The following is an 18,506-nucleotide window of genomic DNA, read 5'->3' on the forward strand; positions in this document are numbered from 1 at the left end:
CGCGAGCCCCGTTCGCGACACCCGCAGCGGAAATCATGCCTGCTCGCCCCCGGTACGGCCAGCGAGGGTCCCGCCGTCCGGCTGGCAGGATTGCCGACGTGAGTCAGTCGGGGTGGGCCGTGGTGGTGCCGGTGAAGCGTCTGACCGCAGCCAAGAGCCGGCTGCGGGGCGCCCTTCCCGGCGTACCGCACGAGGAGCTGGCGCTGGCGCTGGCGGCCGACACGCTCCGCGCGGTGCTGGCCTGCCCGGCGGTCGCCGAGGTTCTGGTGGTGACCGACGACGCCCGGGTGGCGGCGGCGGCGCGGACCGCCGGCGCACAAGTGCGACCCGACGAGCCGGACGCCGGTCTGAACGCCGCGTTCCGGCACGGCGCGGCGGGCCTGCCCCCCGGGTGGGTGGCGGGGCTCACCGCGGACCTGCCGGCGCTGCGCCCGGCCGAGCTGGCCGGCGCGCTGCTCGCGGCGCGAACCGGCCAGGCCGGGGTACGACGGTTCGTACCGGACGCGCCGGGCGAGGGCACTGTGCTGCTCACGGCGCCGCCGGGCATCGCCCTGGACCCGCGGTTCGGAATGGGCTCGGCGGCGGCGCACACGGCGAGCGGGGCACTGCCGCTCACCGGGGACTGGCCCAGCCTGCGCCGGGACGTGGACACCGCCGCCGACCTGGCCGCCGCCGACCGGCTCGGCCTGGGGCCGCGTACCGCCGCGCTGCTCGCCGCCGACCGCCCGGCCCGCGCCGCGGGCTGACCCGCCGGTGTACGGTGCCAGCATGCAGGGCACGGTGGCCAGCTACGACGCGGCGACGCGCAGCGGAGTTCTGCTGCTCGACGACGGCACCGAACTGCGCTTCCCCACCCGGGCCTTCGACGCCTCCGGGCTGCGGCTGCTCCGGCTCGGCCAGCGGGTCCGCATCGACACGGATTCCGACGGCGAGGTCGTCCGGGTGACATTGCCGACGATGAGCTGAACCGGCGAGGCCAAGTTCATTTTGCGTTAACCCGGATCGGGTGATTATGAGCGGGTGAGCACCCCTCGCGAGCACCCGGCCGCCACGCCCGCCACCGACCCAGCCGTCCCCCGCAACGGCACCCGCACCCGCGACACCGACGGCCGCTTCCGGCAGGTCCGCGCCGAGCGGGCCGGCGCCGCCCGCGCCGACACGCACGACACCGACCCGGCCGCGGCCTCCTCCGGGCTGGACGAGGTCCTCGACTCCGACGCCCCGTCCACCGAGACGGACGGCCCGGCGGCCGGTGGGCTGCGGCCGGCCCGGCCGCAGGGACGACCGGCCGGCGGTGAGCCGGACGACGAACCGCCGGTTCCCGCGCCGCTGCCGGAGGACCGGTTCCTCAACCGGGAGCTGTCGTGGCTCGACTTCAACGCCCGGGTGCTCACGCTCGCCGAGGACCAGCGCACCCCACTGCTGGAGCGGGCCAAGTTCCTCGCCATCTTCGCCAGCAACCTCGACGAGTTCTACATGGTGCGGATCGCGGGCCTGAAGCGACGGCTCTCCGCCGGCCTCCCGGTACGCGGCGGCGACCGGCTGCCGCTGCGTACCCAGCTGGAGCTGATCGCCGAGCGGACCGCCGAGCTGGTCGCCCGGCACGCCGCCTGCTTCGTCGACGACGTGCTGCCCAAGCTGGCCGACGAAAGCATCCGCATACTGCGCTGGGGCGACCTGGGCGACGCCGAGCGGGAGCGGCTGCGCACCTACTTCCGGGAGCACATCTTCCCGGTGCTGACCCCGCTCGCGGTGGACCCTGCCCACCCGTTCCCGTACATCTCCGGGCGCTCGCTGAACCTGGCGGTGGCGGTCCGCGATCCGGACGGCGGTTCGGAGCTGTTCGCCCGGGTGAAGGTGCCGAACAACGTCCCCCGTTTCGTACGGGTGGACCGGGAGCAGCCGGGCGTGCGGATGGTGCCGGTGGAGGACCTGATCTCGGTGCACCTGGGGCAGCTGTTCAGCGGCATGCAGGTGGTCGAGTGTCATCTCTTCCGGGTCACCCGCAACGCCGAGGTGGAGGTCGACGAGGACCGCGACGAGGACCTGCTCCAGGCCCTGGAGCGGGAGCTGGCGCGACGCCGGTTCGGCCCGCCGGTCCGGCTGGAGGTGGCCGCGTCGATCTCCGATCACATGCTCGACCTGCTCGTGCGGGAACTGGACATGGACGACCAGGACGTGCTGCATGTGCCCGGGCTGCTGGACCTCTCCGCGCTCTGGCAGGTCTACGGGGAGGCGGACCGGCCGGACCTCAAGGACCCGCCGTTCGTGCCGGCCACCCACCCCCGGCTCGCCGAGGGTGAGGTGCCGCGCAGCGTCTTCGCCACCCTGCGCGACGGGGACATCCTGGTGCACCACCCGTACCACTCGTTCGCCACCAGCGTGCAGCGCTTCATCGAGCAGGCCGCCGCCGACCCGGACGTGCTTGCCATCAAGCAGACCCTGTACCGCACCAGCGGCGACTCGCCGATCGTCGACGCGCTGGTCGACGCGGCCGCCGCCGGCAAGCAGGTGGTGGTGCTGGTGGAGGTGAAGGCCCGCTTCGACGAGGTGGCCAACATCGGCTGGGCCCGCACACTGGAACGCGCCGGGTGCCACGTCGTGTACGGCCTGGTCGGCCTGAAGACGCACTGCAAGACCGCGCTCGTGGTCCGGCAGGAGGGCAACCAGATCCGCCGCTACTGCCACATCGGCACCGGCAACTACCACCCGAAGACCGCGCGGCTGTACGAGGACTTCGGCATGCTCACCGCCGACCCGGAGGTCGGCGCCGACCTCACCGACCTGTTCAACGTGCTCACCGGCTACAGCCGGCAGACCGCGTACCGGCGGCTGCTGGTCGCCCCGCAGGGCATCCGCAGCGGCCTGATCGAGCGGATCGAGCGGGAGATCTCGCACGTCCGGCTGGGCATGCCCGGCCTCGTCCAATTCAAGGTCAACTCGCTGGTCGACGAGGGGGTGACCGACGCGCTGTACCGGGCCTCCCAGGCCGGCGTGCACGTCGACCTGCTCATCCGGGGCATGTGCACGCTGCGTCCGGGGGTGCCGGGGTTGTCGGAGAACATCCGCGTCCGCTCGATCCTCGGCCGGTTCCTGGAGCACTCCCGCATCTTCCGGTTCGGCAACAACGGCAACGCCGAGTTCTGGATGGGTTCGGCGGACCTGATGCACCGCAACCTGGACCGGCGGGTGGAGGCGCTGGTGCAGGTGAGCGACCCGGTGGCCCGAGCCGAGCTGGACCGGGTGCTGACCATGGCGATGAGCCCCGACGTGGACGCGTTCGAGCTGGCCGGCGACGGCTGTTGGAGCCGGCGTACCGGCGGCGACGAGGCGGCCCGGGAGCATCTCCAGGAACTGCTGCTGCACCGTGTCGGTGGCACCGCCGGCTGACCGGGTCGCGGCATAGGCTGACCTGATGGTGGAGGAGGAGCAGAAGCACGAGGTGGACGACGCCTACGTGCTGCCGGACCTGTCCGCCACCTCCCCCGCCGGTGGTGAGGTCCGCGCCCTGCCGCCGGTGACGCTGGTCGCCCGCTACCTCGACACCGCCGACCTGCGGCTCGCCCGGGCCGGCGCCTCGCTGCGCCACCGCCGGGGCGACGATCTGCCCTGGACGGTGAAGCTGCCCACGTCGACGCCCGGTGTGCGGCACGAGATCTCCCGCCCCGGACCGGTCGGGCAGCCGCCGCCGGAGCTGCTGGAGCTGGTCACCGTCCTGCACCGGGGCGCGCCGCTGGCGCCGGTGACGGTGGTGCGTACCGTCCGGCACGCCCAGGAGGTGCGCGACGGTGCCGGCACGGTGCTCGCCGAGGTGGTGGACGACCGGGTGACCGTGCTCGACGACGCCGGCGCCACCACCGACACCTTCCGCGAGCTGGAGGTGGAGCTCAAGGCCGGCGACCGCGAACTGCTGGACCGGATCGGCGCGGTTCTGCGGGAGGCCGGCGCGCGGGGCGGAACGTTCATTCCGAAGCACGTGCGGGCGCTGGGCGCGGCAGCCCGGGCGGAACCGGACCTGGTCGCGCCGGCCGGGTTGCCGGCCGACCCGAGCGCCGGAGACGTGGTGACCGAGGCGGTCCGCAAGGAGGTACGCCGCCTGCTGGCGCACGATCCGCTGGTCCGGCTGCACGCTCCGGGCGGCGGCGGTGACAGCGCCGTCCACCAGATGCGGGTCGCCTGCCGGCGACTCCGCACCGACCTGCGCACCTTCGCGCCGCTGGTCCGCAGGAGCTGGTCCGGCCCGCTGCGGGCCGAGCTGCGCTGGCTGGCCGGTGTGCTCGGCGCGGCCCGCGACGTCGAGGTGCTGCGCGACCGGCTGCGGCGCACCGCGACCGCCGATCCGCTCAGCCCACTCGACCCGGGCGCGGTGGACCGGCTCGACGAGGCGCTCGCCGAACGACAGCGCCTGGCACTGGCCGCGGTCCACGAGGCGTTGCGCTCGGCGCGCTACCTGGCTCTGGTGGACGCCCTGGTGCTGACCGCCCGGGCCCCCCGGCTCACCCGCCGGGCGGCCGCCCCGGCCGAGCGGGCGCTGCCCGGGCTGGTGGCGCGCCCCTGGCGACGCCTGACCGGGCCGGACGGCGTCGACGGCCTCGACCCGCTGGCGCCGGACGACCGCTGGCACGCCGTGCGCAAGGAGGGCAAGCAGGCCCGGTACGCGGTAAACGCGGTCGCCCCGGCGCTCGGCAAGGGTCCGCGCCGGCTGTCTCGCGCCCTGGCCGGAGTGCAGGACGTGCTGGGCGAGCACCAGGACGCCGCCGTCGCCGCGGACACCTGGCTGGCCCTCGCCGCCGACCGGCCGGACGACCACGAGCTGGCGGTCACAGCCGGTCGGCTGGCCGAACGGGAACGCGAGACGGTACGCCGGATGCGTGCCCGCTTCCCCGCCGCCTGGCACCGGGCAACCCGGCGACGGCGGACCCGATGGCTGCCGTGACCGGCATCCGGGCGGCCGGTGGGGTGGCCTGGCGACCGTCCACCGACGGTGTGCAGGTCTGCGTCGTGCACCGCCCGCGTTACGGGGACTGGACGCTGCCGAAGGGCAAACTGGAGCCGGGCGAACACCCGCTGGTCGCGGCGGTACGCGAGGTGGCCGAGGAGTCCGACGTACGGGGCGTGCCGCAGGTGCGGCTGCCGTCGGTGCGCTACCGCAGCGAGGGCCAGCCGAAGCTGGTCGACTACTGGTCGATGCTCGCGGTGGGCACCGGCGGCTTCCAGCCCGGCACCGAGGTGGACGACCTGCGCTGGCTCGCCGTGGACGATGCGATCCGGTTGGTCAGCTACCCGCACGACGCCGAGGTGCTGGGCGCGTTCGCCGCGCTGCCACCGGTGACCGGGACGGTGGCGCTGCTCCGGCACGCGCACGCCGGCAAGCGTGCCACCTGGACCGGCCCGGACACCGGCCGGCCGCTGGACGCCGAGGGGTGGGCCCAGGCGCACGCGTTGGCCGAGCTGGTCGCCCTGGTCCGGCCGGCCCGTCTGGTGTCGGCCTCGCCGCGCCGCTGTGTGCAGACCCTGTATCCGGCCGCCGCGCTGCTCGACCTGCCGATCGAGATCTGCGGCGACCTGGACGAGCCGCAGCCGGGCCAGCAGCTCGACGAGCGGGTCCTGGCCACCGCGGCCCGGCTGCTGGAGCTGGCCGTCACCGTCGGCCGGGTGGCGGTGTGCGGCCAGGGCAAGGTGCTGCCGGGCGCGTTGGAGCAGCTGTCCGGTCGCGCCGACGAGGACTTCACCACGCCGAAGGGCGGCGGTTGGCTGCTCGCCTTCACCGCCGACCGGTTGCTCGCCGCGGACCGCCTGTAGGCGGCCCTGATCGGGCGGGTCAGCGGGCTGGAAGGGTGAGGGTGACGGCGACCGGCAGGTGGTCGCTGGCCGTGCCCTGCGGCGCGACCGGGCCGCTGGGGGTCAGGCCGGGTGAGACGAAGACGTGGTCGATCTGCTGGCGTGGGTCGTCAGCGGGGCTGGTCGCCAGCGGTCGGGCGGCCACCAACGCGTCGACCAGACCGGCGGTGGTGAACTGCCCGAACGCCTCGTCACCCGGCTCGGTGTTCAGGTCGCCGGCCACCACCAGCGGCCGGCCGGCCGCGTACCCGGTGGCGAAGTCGGCTACCGCGCGGGCCTGGACCACCGGGCCCCGGCCGGGGGGCGGTTGCAGGTGGGTGCTGACCACGGCGGTGCGGACGCCGTCGCCGAGGTCCAGGGTGACGGCGAGGGCCTGCGCACCGGTGGGCGCCCCGACGGCGGGCAGCGGCAGGGTCCGCGGATCGGTCACCGGCCAACGGCTGAGCACCGCGTCGCCCCAGACGGGGTCGGCGGCCGGCGCGAAGACGTACGGCATGCCGAGCCGGTCGGCCAGCAGGTCCAGGGTGTCGTGGCCGCCGTTGAGCAGCCACCCCCGATCCACCTCGCTGAGCAGCACCACGTCCGGCCGCTGCCGGTCGACGGCGGCGGTCAGCCCGGCCAGGTCGAACCGGCCGTCGAGCCCGAAACCCATCCGGACGTTGTACGCCACCACGGTCAGCCGCTCCGGTGGGCCGTTGCGGTTGCTGGCGACCGGCACGTCGTCGGCCAGCAGCGGCGCAAGCAGGGCCAGCGCGGTGACCGCGGCCGTGGTCCGCAACGGCGGCAACGGCGCCGGGGTCGGGCGACCGGCGGGACGGGCGGCGAGGGCCACGACCGCGACCAGCGCGGCGACCAGCACCGGCACAGCGCCATTGGGGTAGCCGAGGTCGTAGGCGGAGTAGTAGCCAACCGCGCCCAGCGCGAAGACGAGCATGCCGGCGGCGGCCGCGTATCCCCGACGGCCCGCCCACCGCACGTTGTCCTGCGTGCCGCCGGCCTGCCCGGCACCGTCCACGCCCTCGACGCGGCCGGCGCCGTCCGTGCTGGCCAGGCAGGCGCCGAGACCGACGGCGGCGAGCAGGACGGCCGCGACGAGCAGGTCGCCCCGGTCCAGCGCGAAGAGCAGCGCACCGGCCAGCAGTGCCGTCGGCCCGAGCGCCCAACCCCACCGCCGGGGCGCACCGACCAGCGCGGCCAGCAGGAATCCGGCGACCGCCACCGGCACCGGGGCCAGCCCGAACAGCGGTGAGCGGGCCACGCCGTCCCCCGCGATCAGGTACGAGGTTCCGGTCCGGGCCATGGCCGGACTGAGCGCCACCATCCCGGCCAGCAGCAGTGCCGGCCCGGCCAGCAGCCAGGCCCGGACGCCACCGGGGGCGGTCGGCGGGGACGGCAGCGCCGTGCCGAGCAGGAACACCGCCACCGCGACGGCGCTGAGCAGCCAGGCCACCCAGTCACCCCGCCAGACCAGGTCGTACGTGTCCAGCACCGCGTGCACGGCCGCGTTGGCCGCCAACCCCAGCACCAGCCCGGGCACCGGACGGTCGGTGTCCGCGGCGACGCCGACCAGCCAGACCAGCCCGGCCAACAGCCCGGCGGTGGCCAGCCAGAGCTGCGTACGCCCGCCCGGAGCGGCGGTGAGCGCGAGCCGGGCGGCGGCCAGCACAACGGCGGCGGCGACGGTGACCAGGCGGGAGCCCACCCGGCGGACCAGCGCCGGTGCGGCCAGCGCGAGCACGAACCAGCCGAGGGCGAACGCGCCCATCAGCTCGGCCGGGGTGGACGCGGCCTGGCCGAAGATGGTGATGATGCCGGGCAGCCACACCCGCAGCACGTCGATAAGCAGGATGACGCCCAGCGCGAGCCATCCGGTGGTGAGCTGGCGGTAGCGCACCGGCGCCCTCTTCCCGTCGGCGGGCCGGCAAAGGGGGGGCCGGCACGGCGATTCTGCGCGTGCCGGCCCGTCCGGTCAACGGTGTGGGCTACGCCGAAAGGGCGCCCACCCCACGGGTGGACGCCCTTTCGTGCGGGTCGGTCAACGCTTGCTGGCCGCCTTCTTGGCCGGGGCCTTCTTGGCCGGGGCCTTCTTCGCCGCAGTGCTCTTGCTCGCCGCCGTGGTGGTCTTCTTCGCCGCGGTCGACCGGGTCGCCGCGGCGCTCTTCTTCGCCGGAGCGGTCTTCTTGCTGGCGGCCGTCTTGGTCGCCGTTGTGCTCTTGCCCGCCTTGGCCGGGGCGGTCTTCTTGCTGGCCGCCTTGGTGGCCGTGGCGGTCTTGCTGGCCTTGGCCGGGGCGGTCTTCTTGCTGGCCGCCTTGGCCGCGGTGGCCTTGGTGCCCGCCGCCTTCGTGCCCGCCGCCTTGGTGCCGGCGGTCTTGGCCGTGGTGGTGGCGGTCTTCTTCGCCGCCGCCGTGGCCTTCGGCACCTTGCCGCTGGCCACCATCTCCTTGAACCCGGCGCCGGGGCGGAAGGTGGGAACAGATGTCTTCTTGACCTTCACCGCCTCGCCGGTACGCGGGTTGCGCGCTGTTCGTGCGCCACGCACACGCTTTTCGAATGCTCCGAATCCGGTGATCGCCACCTTCTCGCCCTTGGTGACCGCCGCCTGGACCTCAGTGAGGACCGCGTCGAGCGCGGCCGTCGCCGTTTTCCGGTCCCCCAGGCGAACGGCGAGCGCCTCGATGAGCTCGGCCTTGTTCACGACTTCCTCCCGATTGTGCAACTGACTCGACGCGAGCCATTCTGCGCGCACGGTATGCCCTGTGCTGCCGGGACACAAACATTCGGTGGAAAAAAGCCCTTGTGTCGCAACGGATTCACCCCCACCGGTTGGACCGATGGGGGTGGAATCCGGTGTGCGGTCGGGTGTACGGCTATGCCACCGAGGGCAGGAACGGCAGTCTGCCCGCCTCGTAGGCGCCGATGTCGGCGGCGTGCCGAAGGGTGAGTCCAATGTCGTCCAGGCCCTCCAGCAACCGCCACCGGCTGAAGTCGTCCAGCGGAAACGTCCAGCTGGCGTCACCGGCCCGGAGCTGGCGAGCGGTCAGGTCGACGGTCACCGGGGTGCTCGGATCCGCCTCGACGAGGTCCCACAACTCTTCGACGGCTTTCAATTCCAACTCGACCGGCAGCAGACCCTCCTTGAGTGCGTTGCCGCGGAAGATGTCGCCGAAGCGCGGGGCGACGACTGCGCGAAAGCCCCAGTCCCGCAGAGCCCAGACCGCGTGCTCGCGGGAGGACCCGGTGCCGAACTCCGGACCGGCGATGAGGATCGACGCCCCGGAATACGAATGATCGTTGAGTACGAATGCCGGATCTTCACGCCATGCACTGAACAGGCCGTCGGCGAAGCCGGTCCGAGTCACCCGCTTGAGGTACACCGCCGGGATGATCTGATCGGTGTCCACGTTGGAGCGCCGCAGTGGCACGGCGGTGCCGGTGTGCGTGGTGAACTTGTCCATCTCGTCGGTCCCTTCTACAGGTCGGCGGGGGCGGCCAGCCGGCCGACCACGGCGGTGGCGGCGGCGACCGGCGGGGAGACCAGGTGCGTACGACCGCCCCGGCCCTGACGGCCCTCGAAGTTGCGGTTGGAGGTGGAGGCGGAGCGCTCACCCGGCTTGAGTGTGTCGGGATTCATCCCCAGGCACATCGAGCAGCCGGCGAACCGCCACTCGGCGCCGGCGTCGGCGAAGACCTTGTCCAGCCCTTCGGCCTCGGCGGCCTCGCGCACCGCGGCGGAGCCGGGCACCACGAGCATCCGGACCCCGTCGGCGACCGTGTGGCCGCGCAGCACGTCGGCGGCGGCCCGCAGGTCCTCCAGCCGGCCGTTGGTGCAGGAACCCACGAAGACCACGTCGATGGGCAGTTCACGCAGCGGCGTGCCCGGGCGCAGGTCCATGTACTCCAGCGCGCGGCGGGCCGCGGCACGTTCGGAGTCGGAGGCGAACTCCTCCGGGTCCGGCACCGGCGCGCTCAGTGGCGCGCCCTGACCGGGGTTGGTGCCCCAGGTGACGAACGGGGTGACCTGGCTGGCGTCCAGGGTCACCTCGGCGTCGAAGCGCGCGCCCTCGTCGGTGGGCAGCGTCCGCCACCACGAGACCGCCGCGTCCCAGTCCGCGCCCTGCGGCGCGTTCGGCCGACCCTTGAGGTACGCGAACGTGGTCTCGTCCGGCGCGATCATGCCGGCCTTGGCGCCCCACTCGATGGACATGTTGGCGATCGTCATCCGCCCCTCCATGGAGAGGGCCCGGATGGCCTCGCCGCGGTACTCGACGATGTGCCCGCGGCCGCCGCCGGTGCCGACCTGGGCGATCAGCGCGAGCACCAGGTCCTTGGCGGTGACGCCGGGGGCGAGCCGGCCGGTGACGTTCACGGCCATGGTCTTCGGACGGCTCTGCGGCAGCGTCTGGGTGGCCAGCACGTGCTCCACCTCGCTGGTGCCGATGCCGAAGGCCAGCGCACCGAACGCGCCGTGGGTGGCGGTGTGCGAGTCGCCGCAGACGATGGTCATGCCCGGCTGGGTGAGCCCGAGCTGCGGGCCGATGACGTGCACGATGCCCTGGTTGTCGTCGCCGAGCGGGTGCAGTCGCACGCCGAACTCGGCGCAGTTGCGGCGCAGCGTCTCGATCTGCGTCCGCGACGTGGGGTCCGCGATGGTGAGCAGGTCACCACGGCGGGACCGGAACGCCGGATCGGCGTACCCGGTCGGGGTGTTGTGGTCCTCGGTCGCGAGCGTCAGGTCGGTACGGCGCACCCGGCGCCCGGCGAGCCGCAGCCCGTCGAACGCCTGCGGGCTGGTCACCTCGTGCAGCAGGTGCAGGTCGATGAAGAGCAGGTCCGGCTCACCAGCGGCGGACCGTACGACGTGCGCGTCCCAGACCTTCTCGGCCAGGGTCCTCGGCTCAGGAGTGACTCCCACCATCTGGACATCCTAAATTCTGGGAGGTAAGTTTCGGCTTGTGGGACACAGTATGAGCGGTGTCGGCGTTCTCGACAAGGCGGTGGTCATCCTGGCCGCCTGCGTCGACGGCGCCAGCCTGGCCGAACTCGTTGAGCGCACGAAGCTGCCCCGGGCCACCGCGCACCGGCTGGCACAGGCACTGGAGATTCACCGGATGCTGGTCCGGGACACCCAGGGCCGTTGGCGCCCCGGCCCCCGGTTGGGCGAGCTGGCCAACGCCGCGCCGGACGTCCTGCTGACCGCCGCGGAGCCGCTGCTGGCCGCGCTGCGCGACGCCACCGGCGAGAGCGCACAGCTCTACCTGCGCCGCGCCGACGAGCGGATCTGCGTGGCGGCGGCGGAGCGTGCCAGCGGGCTGCGGGACACCGTTCCGGTCGGGTCGGTGCTGCCGATGACCGCCGGGTCCGCGGCCCAGATCCTGCTCGCCTGGGAGCCGCCCGAGGCGGTGATGCCGCTGCTGCCGCGCAGCAAGTTCACCGGCCGCACCCTGGCCGAGGTACGGCGCCGCGGCTGGGCGCAGAGCGTGGCCGAGCGGGAGGCCGGTGTGGCGAGCGTCTCCGCCCCGATCCGGGACCGCACCGGCCGGGTGATCGCCGCCGTCAGCATCTCCGGTCCGATCGAACGCCTCGGCCGCCGCCCCGGCGAACGGCACGCCATGGCCGTGGTGAGAGCAGGCCAACGCCTCTCCGGCCTCTAACCCCCACCCCCTTCTCGCGTTGATCATGAAGTTGTTGCCAGGACACGCCGAGTCCAGTGGCAATAACTTCATGATCAACGGGGGCCGGGGGGCCGGGGCAGGGCGGGGTGGGGGGTACGGAAAGGCCCGTCTCGCGGAGCGAGACGGGCCTTGGTTGTAGCCCCGACCGGATTCGAACCGGCGCTACCGCCTTGAGAGGGCGGCGTCCTGGGCCACTAGACGACGGGGCCAGAACTTTCCTGCTTCACCGCCCTCGCGAGCGGTGCGGCTGTAGTCTAGCGACACCGTATCCGGAGGGCGGCACGGGGTGCGGGCCCGGCGTGGTGCGTGAGGCGGACACGAAACAGCCCGCCTCACCAGGTGAGACGGGCTGTGCACCGTGTAGCCCCGACCGGATTCGAACCGGCGCTACCGCCTTGAGAGGGCGGCGTCCTGGGCCACTAGACGACGGGGCCAGAACCACTTACGCTCCTCCACCCTCGCGGGCGGAGGAGCTGCACTCTACCAGAGACCACCCTCCGCCCCCGCAGAGGCGGAGTCGAACTCCGTCAGAATCCAGCGTCCGGGATTCTCGCGAATCCCAGCTGCGCTGGGGTACCAGGACTCGAACCTAGACTAACTGAACCAGAATCAGTCGGGCTGCCAATTACCCCATACCCCATTGGCCCCTTGCGGCGCCGGGAGTGAACATTACCCTCCCGGCGCCGGCAGGCCAAATCCGATCCCCCCGAACCGCCCGTGAGCAGCGGAAACAGGGGCATCGGACGGATCAGGCGACGGGAACCACCGGGTTGGTGAGCTCGCCGATGCCCTCGATCCGCACGGTGACCGTATCCCCCTCGACGAGCGGGCTAACCCCTGCCGGCGTGCCGGTGAGCACCACGTCACCGGGCAGCAGCGTCATCACGTGCGAGATGTACGACACCAGGCCGGGCACGTCGAAGACCATGTCCTTCGTCCGGCCGAGCTGGCGTACCTCCATCTCCTCCGGGTTGCGGCCCACCTCACACCGGATCTCCAGGTCCGAGACGTCCAGACCGGTGGTGATCCACGGACCGATCGGGCAGAAGGAGTCGAAGCCCTTGGCCCGGGCCCACTGCCCGTCCGAGCGCTGGAGATCACGGGCGGTGACGTCGTTGGCGCAGGTGTAGCCGAAGATGGCGCGCTCGGCGGCGGCCCGGTCGGCTCGGCGCGCCCCCGGCGCCCCGATCACCACCGCCAGCTCCGCCTCGTGCTCCACCTGCTTGGAGAAGATCGGCAGCCGGATCGCGTCCCGGGGACCGATCACCGAGGTCGACGGCTTGAGGAAGAGCAACGGCTCCTTGGGCACCTCGCTGCCGTGCTCGGCGGCGTGGTCGGCGTAGTTGCGACCCACGCAGACCACCTTGCTGGGCAGGATCGGCGAAAGCAGCCGGACGTCGGACAGGGCCCAGCGGGCCCCACTGAAGGAGAGCTTGCCGAACGGGTGGCCTTCGACCTCGGCGATGGTCAGACCCTGCGGCCCGGCCTCCGGCTCGCCCTCGACGACCCCGAACGACATTCCCTTGGCATGAGCGAAACGAGCGATACGCACCTGGCCAATCTAGCCCCGCCGAGGGGTTTACCGACCAGGACCGGCTGCCGGGTGTGCTCAAGCCGTCAGATCGGGGCACCTTAGCCGAGGCGGCGACGGCCCGGGCCGGCTTCCCGACTTCGTACCCGCACGGAGGCGGCCCGCCCCTAGCGTCGGCTCCGGAGGTTCGTTCGTATGCCTGCATCGACACGACACCACAGAGCCCTCGCAGTGCTCGTGCACTGCCTCGGCATCCTCGCCGCCGTGCCGGCCCTGCCCGCGGCGGCCCCGGAGGCGTCGGCCACGCCACGACCACCGGCCGTCACGCCACAACCAACGGCGGCGCCGCCACGACCAGCGGCGGTCATGGCGCCACCGGTCGCCAGCACACCGCCGGCGGTGGCGGTGGCCGCGCGGGCACCCACCGCGGAGCCCACGCCGCCGTCGGCGCCGCCAGCGGTGGCGCCACCCTCGCGGAAACCGGCGAAGACGCTCCCGCCCCCGGTCACGGTGGCGGTCGCGCCGGAGAACAGCCCCGCACCGAAGTACCGGATCCACGTCCGCAACGTGGGTAATTCGCCGGTCGACACGACGGTGCGCCAGGAGGTGCCGCCGGGCGCCTCGGCCACCTCGATCAGTTCCGGCGGGCGGGCCACCCGCGCCGGCGGGTCCGCCTCCGAGGTGACCTGGCGGTTGAGGCTGCCCGCGCACAGCAGCGCCACGCTGGGCACGGCTCTCACCGCGACCGCGCCGGGTCAACCGTTGACCGCGCCGGCCTGCGCGTTCACCAGCGACGGCAGCCGGCCGTACGACTGCGCCACAGCCACCTGGCAGGCGGCGGCGACACCGGCGGCCGAGGTCACCGAGGCGCCGACCTGGCGGCGGATTCCGGTGCTGCTGGCCGGGCTGGCCGTCCTGCTGCTGCTCTGCGCCGGTGCGTTCTGGGTGTGGCGTCGCCGGCGGCGTGGGCCCCGGGTGACGGCCGCCGCCCTCGCCGCCGACGGGGCGCCCGACGCCGGGCGCGGGACGGTCTATCCGCGTCCGTCCGCCCCGAGCCCGGCGAGGCGTCGGCGTACCCCACCCGTCTGGCTGCTGGTCACCGGAGCGGTTGTCATGCTGGCCGGCGTGCTCGGCGCCGCCGGCTGGACCGCGACCCGCCAGGTCGCGTCGATCGACACCCAGAAGCAGCCGACCAGCGGCGCGTGGATGGGCACCGCGGTGTCCGGCCCGGTCGGTATGCCGCTGCGCGAGTCGGCGTTCGAGTTCACCGTGTACCGGATGTCCTGCGGTGCGGCCGGCACCGCCGGGCCGGCCGACGGTGGCGGTGCCGCGCCGGCCGCGGGTCGACGGTGCCAGGCCACTGTCGGTGTGCGCAACGTCACCGGCGATCAGCAGCCCTGGCACGGCCAGATGCAACGCGCCTACCTGCCGGGCGGGCGCTGGGTGAGCACCGACGAGCCGGCCACCCGGGCGGCCAACCTGGGTCGGGACGTCTTCGCCGATCCCGTGGCCGCGGGTAGCCGGGTGGTGCTCCCGCTGGTCTTCAGCGTCGACGGGCGGGACCCGCCCCGGCAGCTGGAGCTGCGCAGCGGGGTGTTCTCCGCCGGCGTGCGGGTGGATATGCCCTGACCGGCGGGCGGGCGGCGGTCGTACCCTGGGGTCCGTGACCGCCGCCCTCGCCCCCGCCGTGCTCGACGTGGCGGCCTGGCAGGCCCGCCGCCGGGCCCACGAGGAGCGGGTGGACGCCTGGCTGACCCCGCACCTGGCCCGTCGGCGCCGCGGCGAGCGGCACCCGGTGGCCGACTTCCTCTTCACCTACTACTCGCACCGTCCGGCCCAGCTGCGTCGGTGGCATCCGGGCGCGGGGGTCGAGCTGCGCGGCGCGGATCCGGCCGATTTCGGCCGGGACTACCGCGCCACCACCGTCGGGGTCACCCTCGACACCGATGCGGTACGCGCGCGGCGCGGCGACTCGATCGGCTGGATCCGCTCGCTGCTGACGGCCACCGCCGGGCGGACGCCGCATTTCGGCTGCTTCGGGATGCACGAGTGGGCGATGGTCTACCGGCAGACCCGCGAGGAGCTGCGGCACAACGCCTGGCCGTTGCGGCTGGACCCGGAGCGGACCGCCGCGATCGTCGAGGAGCGGGGCGTACGGTGCAGCCACTTCGACGCGTTTCGCTTCTTCACGCCACCGGCCCGGCCGTTGAACGTGCTCACCCCGACCCGGGAGACCCAGCACGCGCACGAGCAGCCGGGCTGCCTGCACGCCAACATGGACCTCTACAAGTGGGCGTACAAGCTGTCGCCACTGCTGCCCTCGGAGCTCGTCGCGGACTGCTTCGAGCTGGCCCGGGAGATCCGCACCCTGGACATGCGGGCCTCCCCGTACGACCTGGCGGCGCTCGGTCATCCGCCGGTACTGGTGGAGACGCCGGAGGGCCGGGCGGAGTACGCCGCCGCGCAGCGCGGCTTCGCCGACCGGGCCGCCGTGCTACGCGTCCGGCTGCTCGCCGCCGTGCCAGCCTGACCGGCTCGCCGCCTTGCCGGCCTGATCCGGGAGCGACCGACTCAGCTTTCCCGGCGGGTACGCAGGCCGTCGACGAGCAGCGCGACCACCGCCGCCATGTCCTCGTCGAGGCCCGGCTCGCTCCACTCGGTGCGGTGGGACGGGTGGTGGAAGCGGGCGGTGGCCTGCAACAGCGCCCGGCCGGCGACCGCCGGGTCGGGCACGCTGAACTCGCCAGCCGCCACCCCGTCGGCGACGATCAGGCTGAGCTGGCCGGCGAGGACCTCCAGGTGGTTGGCGACCGCACCCTCGGAGAGGGTGGCGAGCTGGTGGAAGTTGTCGAACAGCTCCGGGTCCTCGCGGGCCATCCGGCGCTTGGTGCCGCTCAGCTCGGCGAGCCACCGGCGCAGCCGCTGCGGGGCCGGGCCGGGGCCGGTGGCCACCTCGATCAGCGGGGTGGAGACCCGGGCCAGCCAGCGTTCGGCGACCGCCTCGCGCAGCGCGGTCTTGCTGGCGAAGTGCCGGTAGACACTGCCGTGGCTGACGCCCAGCGCGCGGGCGACGTCCAGCACTGTGGCCTTGGCCGGGCCGTACCGGCGCAGCACCTCCTCGGCGGTGTCGAGGATGCGGTCTGCCGTCAGGGCGGTGGCGTCGCTCATTGCTCCAGCCTCCCTGACCGCGCGGACGGCCGTGGCGCGGCCCCCGGCCGGCGGTCGCGCCACGGCCGGGCGGTCATGCCCGCTCGCTGTCCAGGTGCGCCATCTGCGCCTCGTCGTAGCGGGCGCCGGCGGCCGCGCCGGCCGGGACGGCGGTCTCGATCGCGGCCAGGTCCGCCTCGGTCAGGGTGATCGCGGCCGCGCCCAGCGCCTCGGTCAGCCGGTCCCGACGACGGGCGCCGATCAGGGGCACGATGCTCTCGCCCCGGGCGAGCACCCAGGCGATGGCGATCTGCGCCACGGTGACGCCGCGGGCCTCGGCGATGGCGCGCAGGGCGTCCACCAGGGCGAGGTTGCGGTCCAGGTTGGCGCCGGCGAACCGGGGCAGGTGACTGCGGAAGTCGGTGCCGGCGGTCTCCCGCTGCGCCGTCCAGTGGCCGCTGATCAGGCCCCGGGACAGCACCCCGTAGGCGGTGATGCCAACGCCCAGCTCACGCGCCGTCGGCAGGACCTCGGCCTCGGGGCCGCGGGAGATCAGCGAGTACTCGATCTGGAGGTCGGTGATCGGGTGCACGGCGTGCGCCCGGCGCAGCGTCTCGGCGTTCACCTCGGACAGGCCGATGTGCCGGACGTGGCCGGCCTTGACCAGCTCGGCGATGGTGCCCACCACGTCCTCGACGGGCACGTCCGGGGTGAGCCGGGCGGGGCGGTAGATGTCGACGTGGTCGGTGCCGAGCCGGCGCAGGGTGTACGCCAGGAAGTTCTTGATCGCGACGGGTCGGACGTCGACGCCGTTCCAGCCGCCCTCGGCGTCGCGCAGTGCGCCGAACTTGACGCTGATGACGGCGTCGTCCCGGTTGCGACCGCGCAGCGCCTCGCGCAGCAGCAGCTCGTTGTGCCCCATGCCGTAGAAGTCGCCGGTGTCGAGCAGGGTGAGACCGGCGTCCAGGGCGGCGTGGATGGTCGCGATGCTCTCGGCCTCGTCGGCGGTGCCGTAGAGGTCGGACATGCCCATCAGGCCGAGCCCGAGCGCGGCGACGGTGGGGCCGGTGGTGCCGAGGTTGCGGGTTTCCATGGGTCTTCCTCTCCTGGGGTGACCCGTTGAGCGTACATCCTTCGGCTGACAGATTCCAGATTCTGTCAGCCAGGGGCTGGCCCGTCGCCCGTTGTCAGTCCGCGGATGCCGACTCGGTGGGCCGTGGGGTGAAGAAGCGAACGACCTGGTCGGCTGCGCTGGAGGACAGCATCATTGCCTGGACCCGTGCGGACATCTCGGCGATCGGGTGGATTCTGGCGAACATCGCCTCCTCGTAGTTCTGGATCGCCGAGTCGGGGTCGGTGGGGTTGGCGGCGATTTCGGCGGCGAGTTCGGCGGCGTCGAGCATGGCCTGGTTGGCGCCCTCGCCGACCGGCGGCATGAGGTGCGCGGCGTCACCGATGAGGGTGATGCCCGGTCGGTGGGCCCAGCGTGTACCGGTGGGCATCGCCTCGATCCTGCGTGGGTTCGGCGGACCGCCGGCCTCGATGAGCGCGGTGAGGCCGGGGGCCCAGCCGTCGAACATGTCGAGCAGAGCGCGCTTGCTGCGGTAGGCGTCCATGTGGCGAGCGTCCGGGGGCAGGGAGATCCCCACCCGGATGCTGCCATCGCCGAGGCGTTGCGCCGCCAGGATCTGGTTCACACCGATGCACCAGAGGTTCCCGGGGCCGACCAGCTCGGCGAGATCCGGGTGACGCCGGTCCGGGTCGCTGATGCTCAGCTCCACCAAGGTGGCCACGGAGGAGAGTCTCGTGTCGGTCAGCAGCGACCGGACGACCGAGCGTGCACCGTCCGCGCCGATGAGGACGTCGCAGTCGGCGCGGTGACCGCCGTCGAAGGTCAGCCCGAACCCTCCGTCGGGTCGTGGCGTCGCCGCGACGAGCCGGTGCTGCCACGCGACCGCGTCGCCGGGGAGCGAATCGAGCAGCAGGTCACGCAGTGCGCTGCGGTCGATCTCGGGGCGTCCGGAGAATGAGCCGGGTTGTGGCGTGTGGTGCACGAGGGTGCGTCCGGCCGGGTCGAGGATGCGATGCTCCTCGCCCTCGGGCCGCGCCTCGGACCGGAACCGGCCGGTGAGGCCCGCATCGTCCAGGGCCTGCTGCCCGGACTCCGGGTGCAGGTCGAGCATTCCGCCCTGTGCTCGCGCGGATCGGCTCGCCTCGCGTTCGTACACGACCGCGTCGATGTCGTGCCGGTGCAGGATTCGAGCCAGTGTCAGGCCGCCGAGGCCACCACCGGCGATCGCAAATCGCAACATCAT

Annotated in this window: 16 protein-coding genes and 3 tRNA genes; 8 read left to right on the plus strand and 11 right to left on the minus strand. The window is 73.4% G+C overall.

Features of this window, described 5'->3' with window-relative positions; translation table 11 throughout:
* The first annotated feature begins 98 nt into the window (after window positions 1–98).
* Genes cofC through GA0070607_RS06250 form a run of 5 tightly spaced genes read left to right on the plus strand, consistent with a single transcriptional unit; the run spans window position 99 to window position 5,802 of the window.
* Window positions 99–746 (plus strand): 2-phospho-L-lactate guanylyltransferase, encoded by a 648-nt coding sequence (gene cofC, locus GA0070607_RS06230; protein ID WP_089017316.1) that lies wholly within the window; start codon window positions 99–101, stop codon window positions 744–746.
* A gap of 22 nt (window positions 747–768) precedes the next feature.
* Window positions 769–966: a cold-shock protein gene (locus GA0070607_RS06235; RefSeq protein WP_089021692.1), complete on the plus strand. Its 198-nt coding sequence runs from the start codon at window positions 769–771 to the stop codon at window positions 964–966.
* A 54-nt stretch (window positions 967–1,020) separates the two neighbouring features.
* Window positions 1,021–3,390: an RNA degradosome polyphosphate kinase gene (locus GA0070607_RS06240; RefSeq protein WP_089017317.1), complete on the plus strand. Its 2,370-nt coding sequence runs from the start codon at window positions 1,021–1,023 to the stop codon at window positions 3,388–3,390.
* A gap of 25 nt (window positions 3,391–3,415) precedes the next feature.
* Entirely contained in the window at window positions 3,416–4,936 is a 1,521-nt protein-coding gene (locus GA0070607_RS06245; RefSeq protein ID WP_089017318.1) for a CYTH and CHAD domain-containing protein, read from the plus strand.
* Entirely contained in the window at window positions 4,924–5,802 is an 879-nt protein-coding gene (locus GA0070607_RS06250) for an NUDIX hydrolase (protein ID WP_089017319.1), read from the plus strand. Before GA0070607_RS06245 ends, GA0070607_RS06250 begins: the two co-directional genes overlap by 13 nt.
* A 19-nt stretch (window positions 5,803–5,821) precedes the next feature.
* On the opposite strand, the gene GA0070607_RS06255 is transcribed toward GA0070607_RS06250, so the two are convergent.
* The 4 genes from GA0070607_RS06255 to leuC form a co-directional block, all read right to left on the minus strand.
* On the minus strand, window positions 5,822–7,735 hold the full coding sequence (locus tag GA0070607_RS06255; protein WP_089017320.1) for an endonuclease/exonuclease/phosphatase family protein: 1,914 nt from the start codon (window positions 7,733–7,735) through the stop codon (window positions 5,822–5,824).
* 141 nt (window positions 7,736–7,876) lie between these two features.
* The gene (locus GA0070607_RS06260; RefSeq protein WP_172898995.1) at window positions 7,877–8,536 is read right to left on the minus strand and encodes an HU family DNA-binding protein; all 660 of its coding nucleotides are present in this window, start codon (window positions 8,534–8,536) and stop codon (window positions 7,877–7,879) included.
* 172 nt (window positions 8,537–8,708) lie between these two features.
* On the minus strand, window positions 8,709–9,296 hold the full coding sequence (gene leuD, locus GA0070607_RS06265) for a 3-isopropylmalate dehydratase small subunit (RefSeq protein WP_089017322.1): 588 nt from the start codon (window positions 9,294–9,296) through the stop codon (window positions 8,709–8,711).
* 14 nt (window positions 9,297–9,310) lie between these two features.
* Window positions 9,311–10,756 carry a 3-isopropylmalate dehydratase large subunit gene (leuC, locus tag GA0070607_RS06270; RefSeq protein WP_089017323.1) on the minus strand — a complete coding sequence of 482 codons (1,446 nt, stop codon included), beginning with the start codon at window positions 10,754–10,756 and terminating at the stop codon, window positions 9,311–9,313.
* Between the two features lie 49 nt (window positions 10,757–10,805).
* On the opposite strand from leuC, the gene GA0070607_RS06275 reads away from it, so the two are divergent.
* Window positions 10,806–11,492, plus strand: a complete 687-nt coding sequence (locus tag GA0070607_RS06275; protein ID WP_036374687.1) for an IclR family transcriptional regulator — start codon at window positions 10,806–10,808, stop codon at window positions 11,490–11,492.
* A gap of 157 nt (window positions 11,493–11,649) precedes the next feature.
* On the opposite strand, the gene GA0070607_RS06280 is transcribed toward GA0070607_RS06275, so the two are convergent.
* From GA0070607_RS06280 to GA0070607_RS06295, 4 genes are all read right to left on the minus strand, one after another.
* Window positions 11,650–11,722: transfer RNA gene (locus GA0070607_RS06280), tRNA-Glu, on the minus strand.
* A gap of 152 nt (window positions 11,723–11,874) precedes the next feature.
* A tRNA-Glu gene (locus GA0070607_RS06285) sits at window positions 11,875–11,947 on the minus strand.
* A 134-nt stretch (window positions 11,948–12,081) separates the two neighbouring features.
* Window positions 12,082–12,153 (minus strand) — tRNA-Gln (locus tag GA0070607_RS06290).
* Window positions 12,154–12,261: 108 nt separating this feature from the next.
* A complete protein-coding gene (locus tag GA0070607_RS06295) occupies window positions 12,262–13,065 on the minus strand; it encodes a fumarylacetoacetate hydrolase family protein (protein ID WP_089017324.1) in 804 nt (267 codons plus the stop codon).
* A gap of 174 nt (window positions 13,066–13,239) precedes the next feature.
* Between GA0070607_RS06295 and GA0070607_RS06300 the strand changes: the two genes are divergently transcribed.
* Window positions 13,240–14,673, plus strand: a complete 1,434-nt coding sequence (locus GA0070607_RS06300; protein WP_089017325.1) for a hypothetical protein — start codon at window positions 13,240–13,242, stop codon at window positions 14,671–14,673.
* A gap of 34 nt (window positions 14,674–14,707) precedes the next feature.
* Complete coding sequence (locus GA0070607_RS06305; RefSeq protein ID WP_089017326.1) at window positions 14,708–15,574, plus strand: 3-methyladenine DNA glycosylase; 867 nt, start codon at window positions 14,708–14,710, stop codon at window positions 15,572–15,574.
* 41 nt (window positions 15,575–15,615) lie between these two features.
* Here GA0070607_RS06305 and GA0070607_RS06310 read toward each other — a convergent pair whose 3' ends face one another.
* The 3 genes from GA0070607_RS06310 to GA0070607_RS06320 all read right to left on the minus strand — a co-directional run bounded on the left by GA0070607_RS06310 (window position 15,616) and on the right by GA0070607_RS06320 (window position 18,506).
* A complete protein-coding gene (locus tag GA0070607_RS06310; protein ID WP_089017327.1) occupies window positions 15,616–16,212 on the minus strand; it encodes a TetR family transcriptional regulator in 597 nt (198 codons plus the stop codon).
* Between the two features lie 73 nt (window positions 16,213–16,285).
* Entirely contained in the window at window positions 16,286–17,284 is a 999-nt protein-coding gene (locus GA0070607_RS06315; RefSeq protein ID WP_089017328.1) for an aldo/keto reductase, read from the minus strand.
* A 94-nt stretch (window positions 17,285–17,378) separates the two neighbouring features.
* Window positions 17,379–18,506: an FAD-dependent oxidoreductase gene (locus GA0070607_RS06320; protein WP_331716445.1), complete on the minus strand. Its 1,128-nt coding sequence runs from the start codon at window positions 18,504–18,506 to the stop codon at window positions 17,379–17,381.

This window comes from Micromonospora coriariae (genome assembly GCF_900091455.1).
GTDB classification, from domain to species: Bacteria; Actinomycetota; Actinomycetes; order Mycobacteriales; family Micromonosporaceae; genus Micromonospora; species Micromonospora coriariae.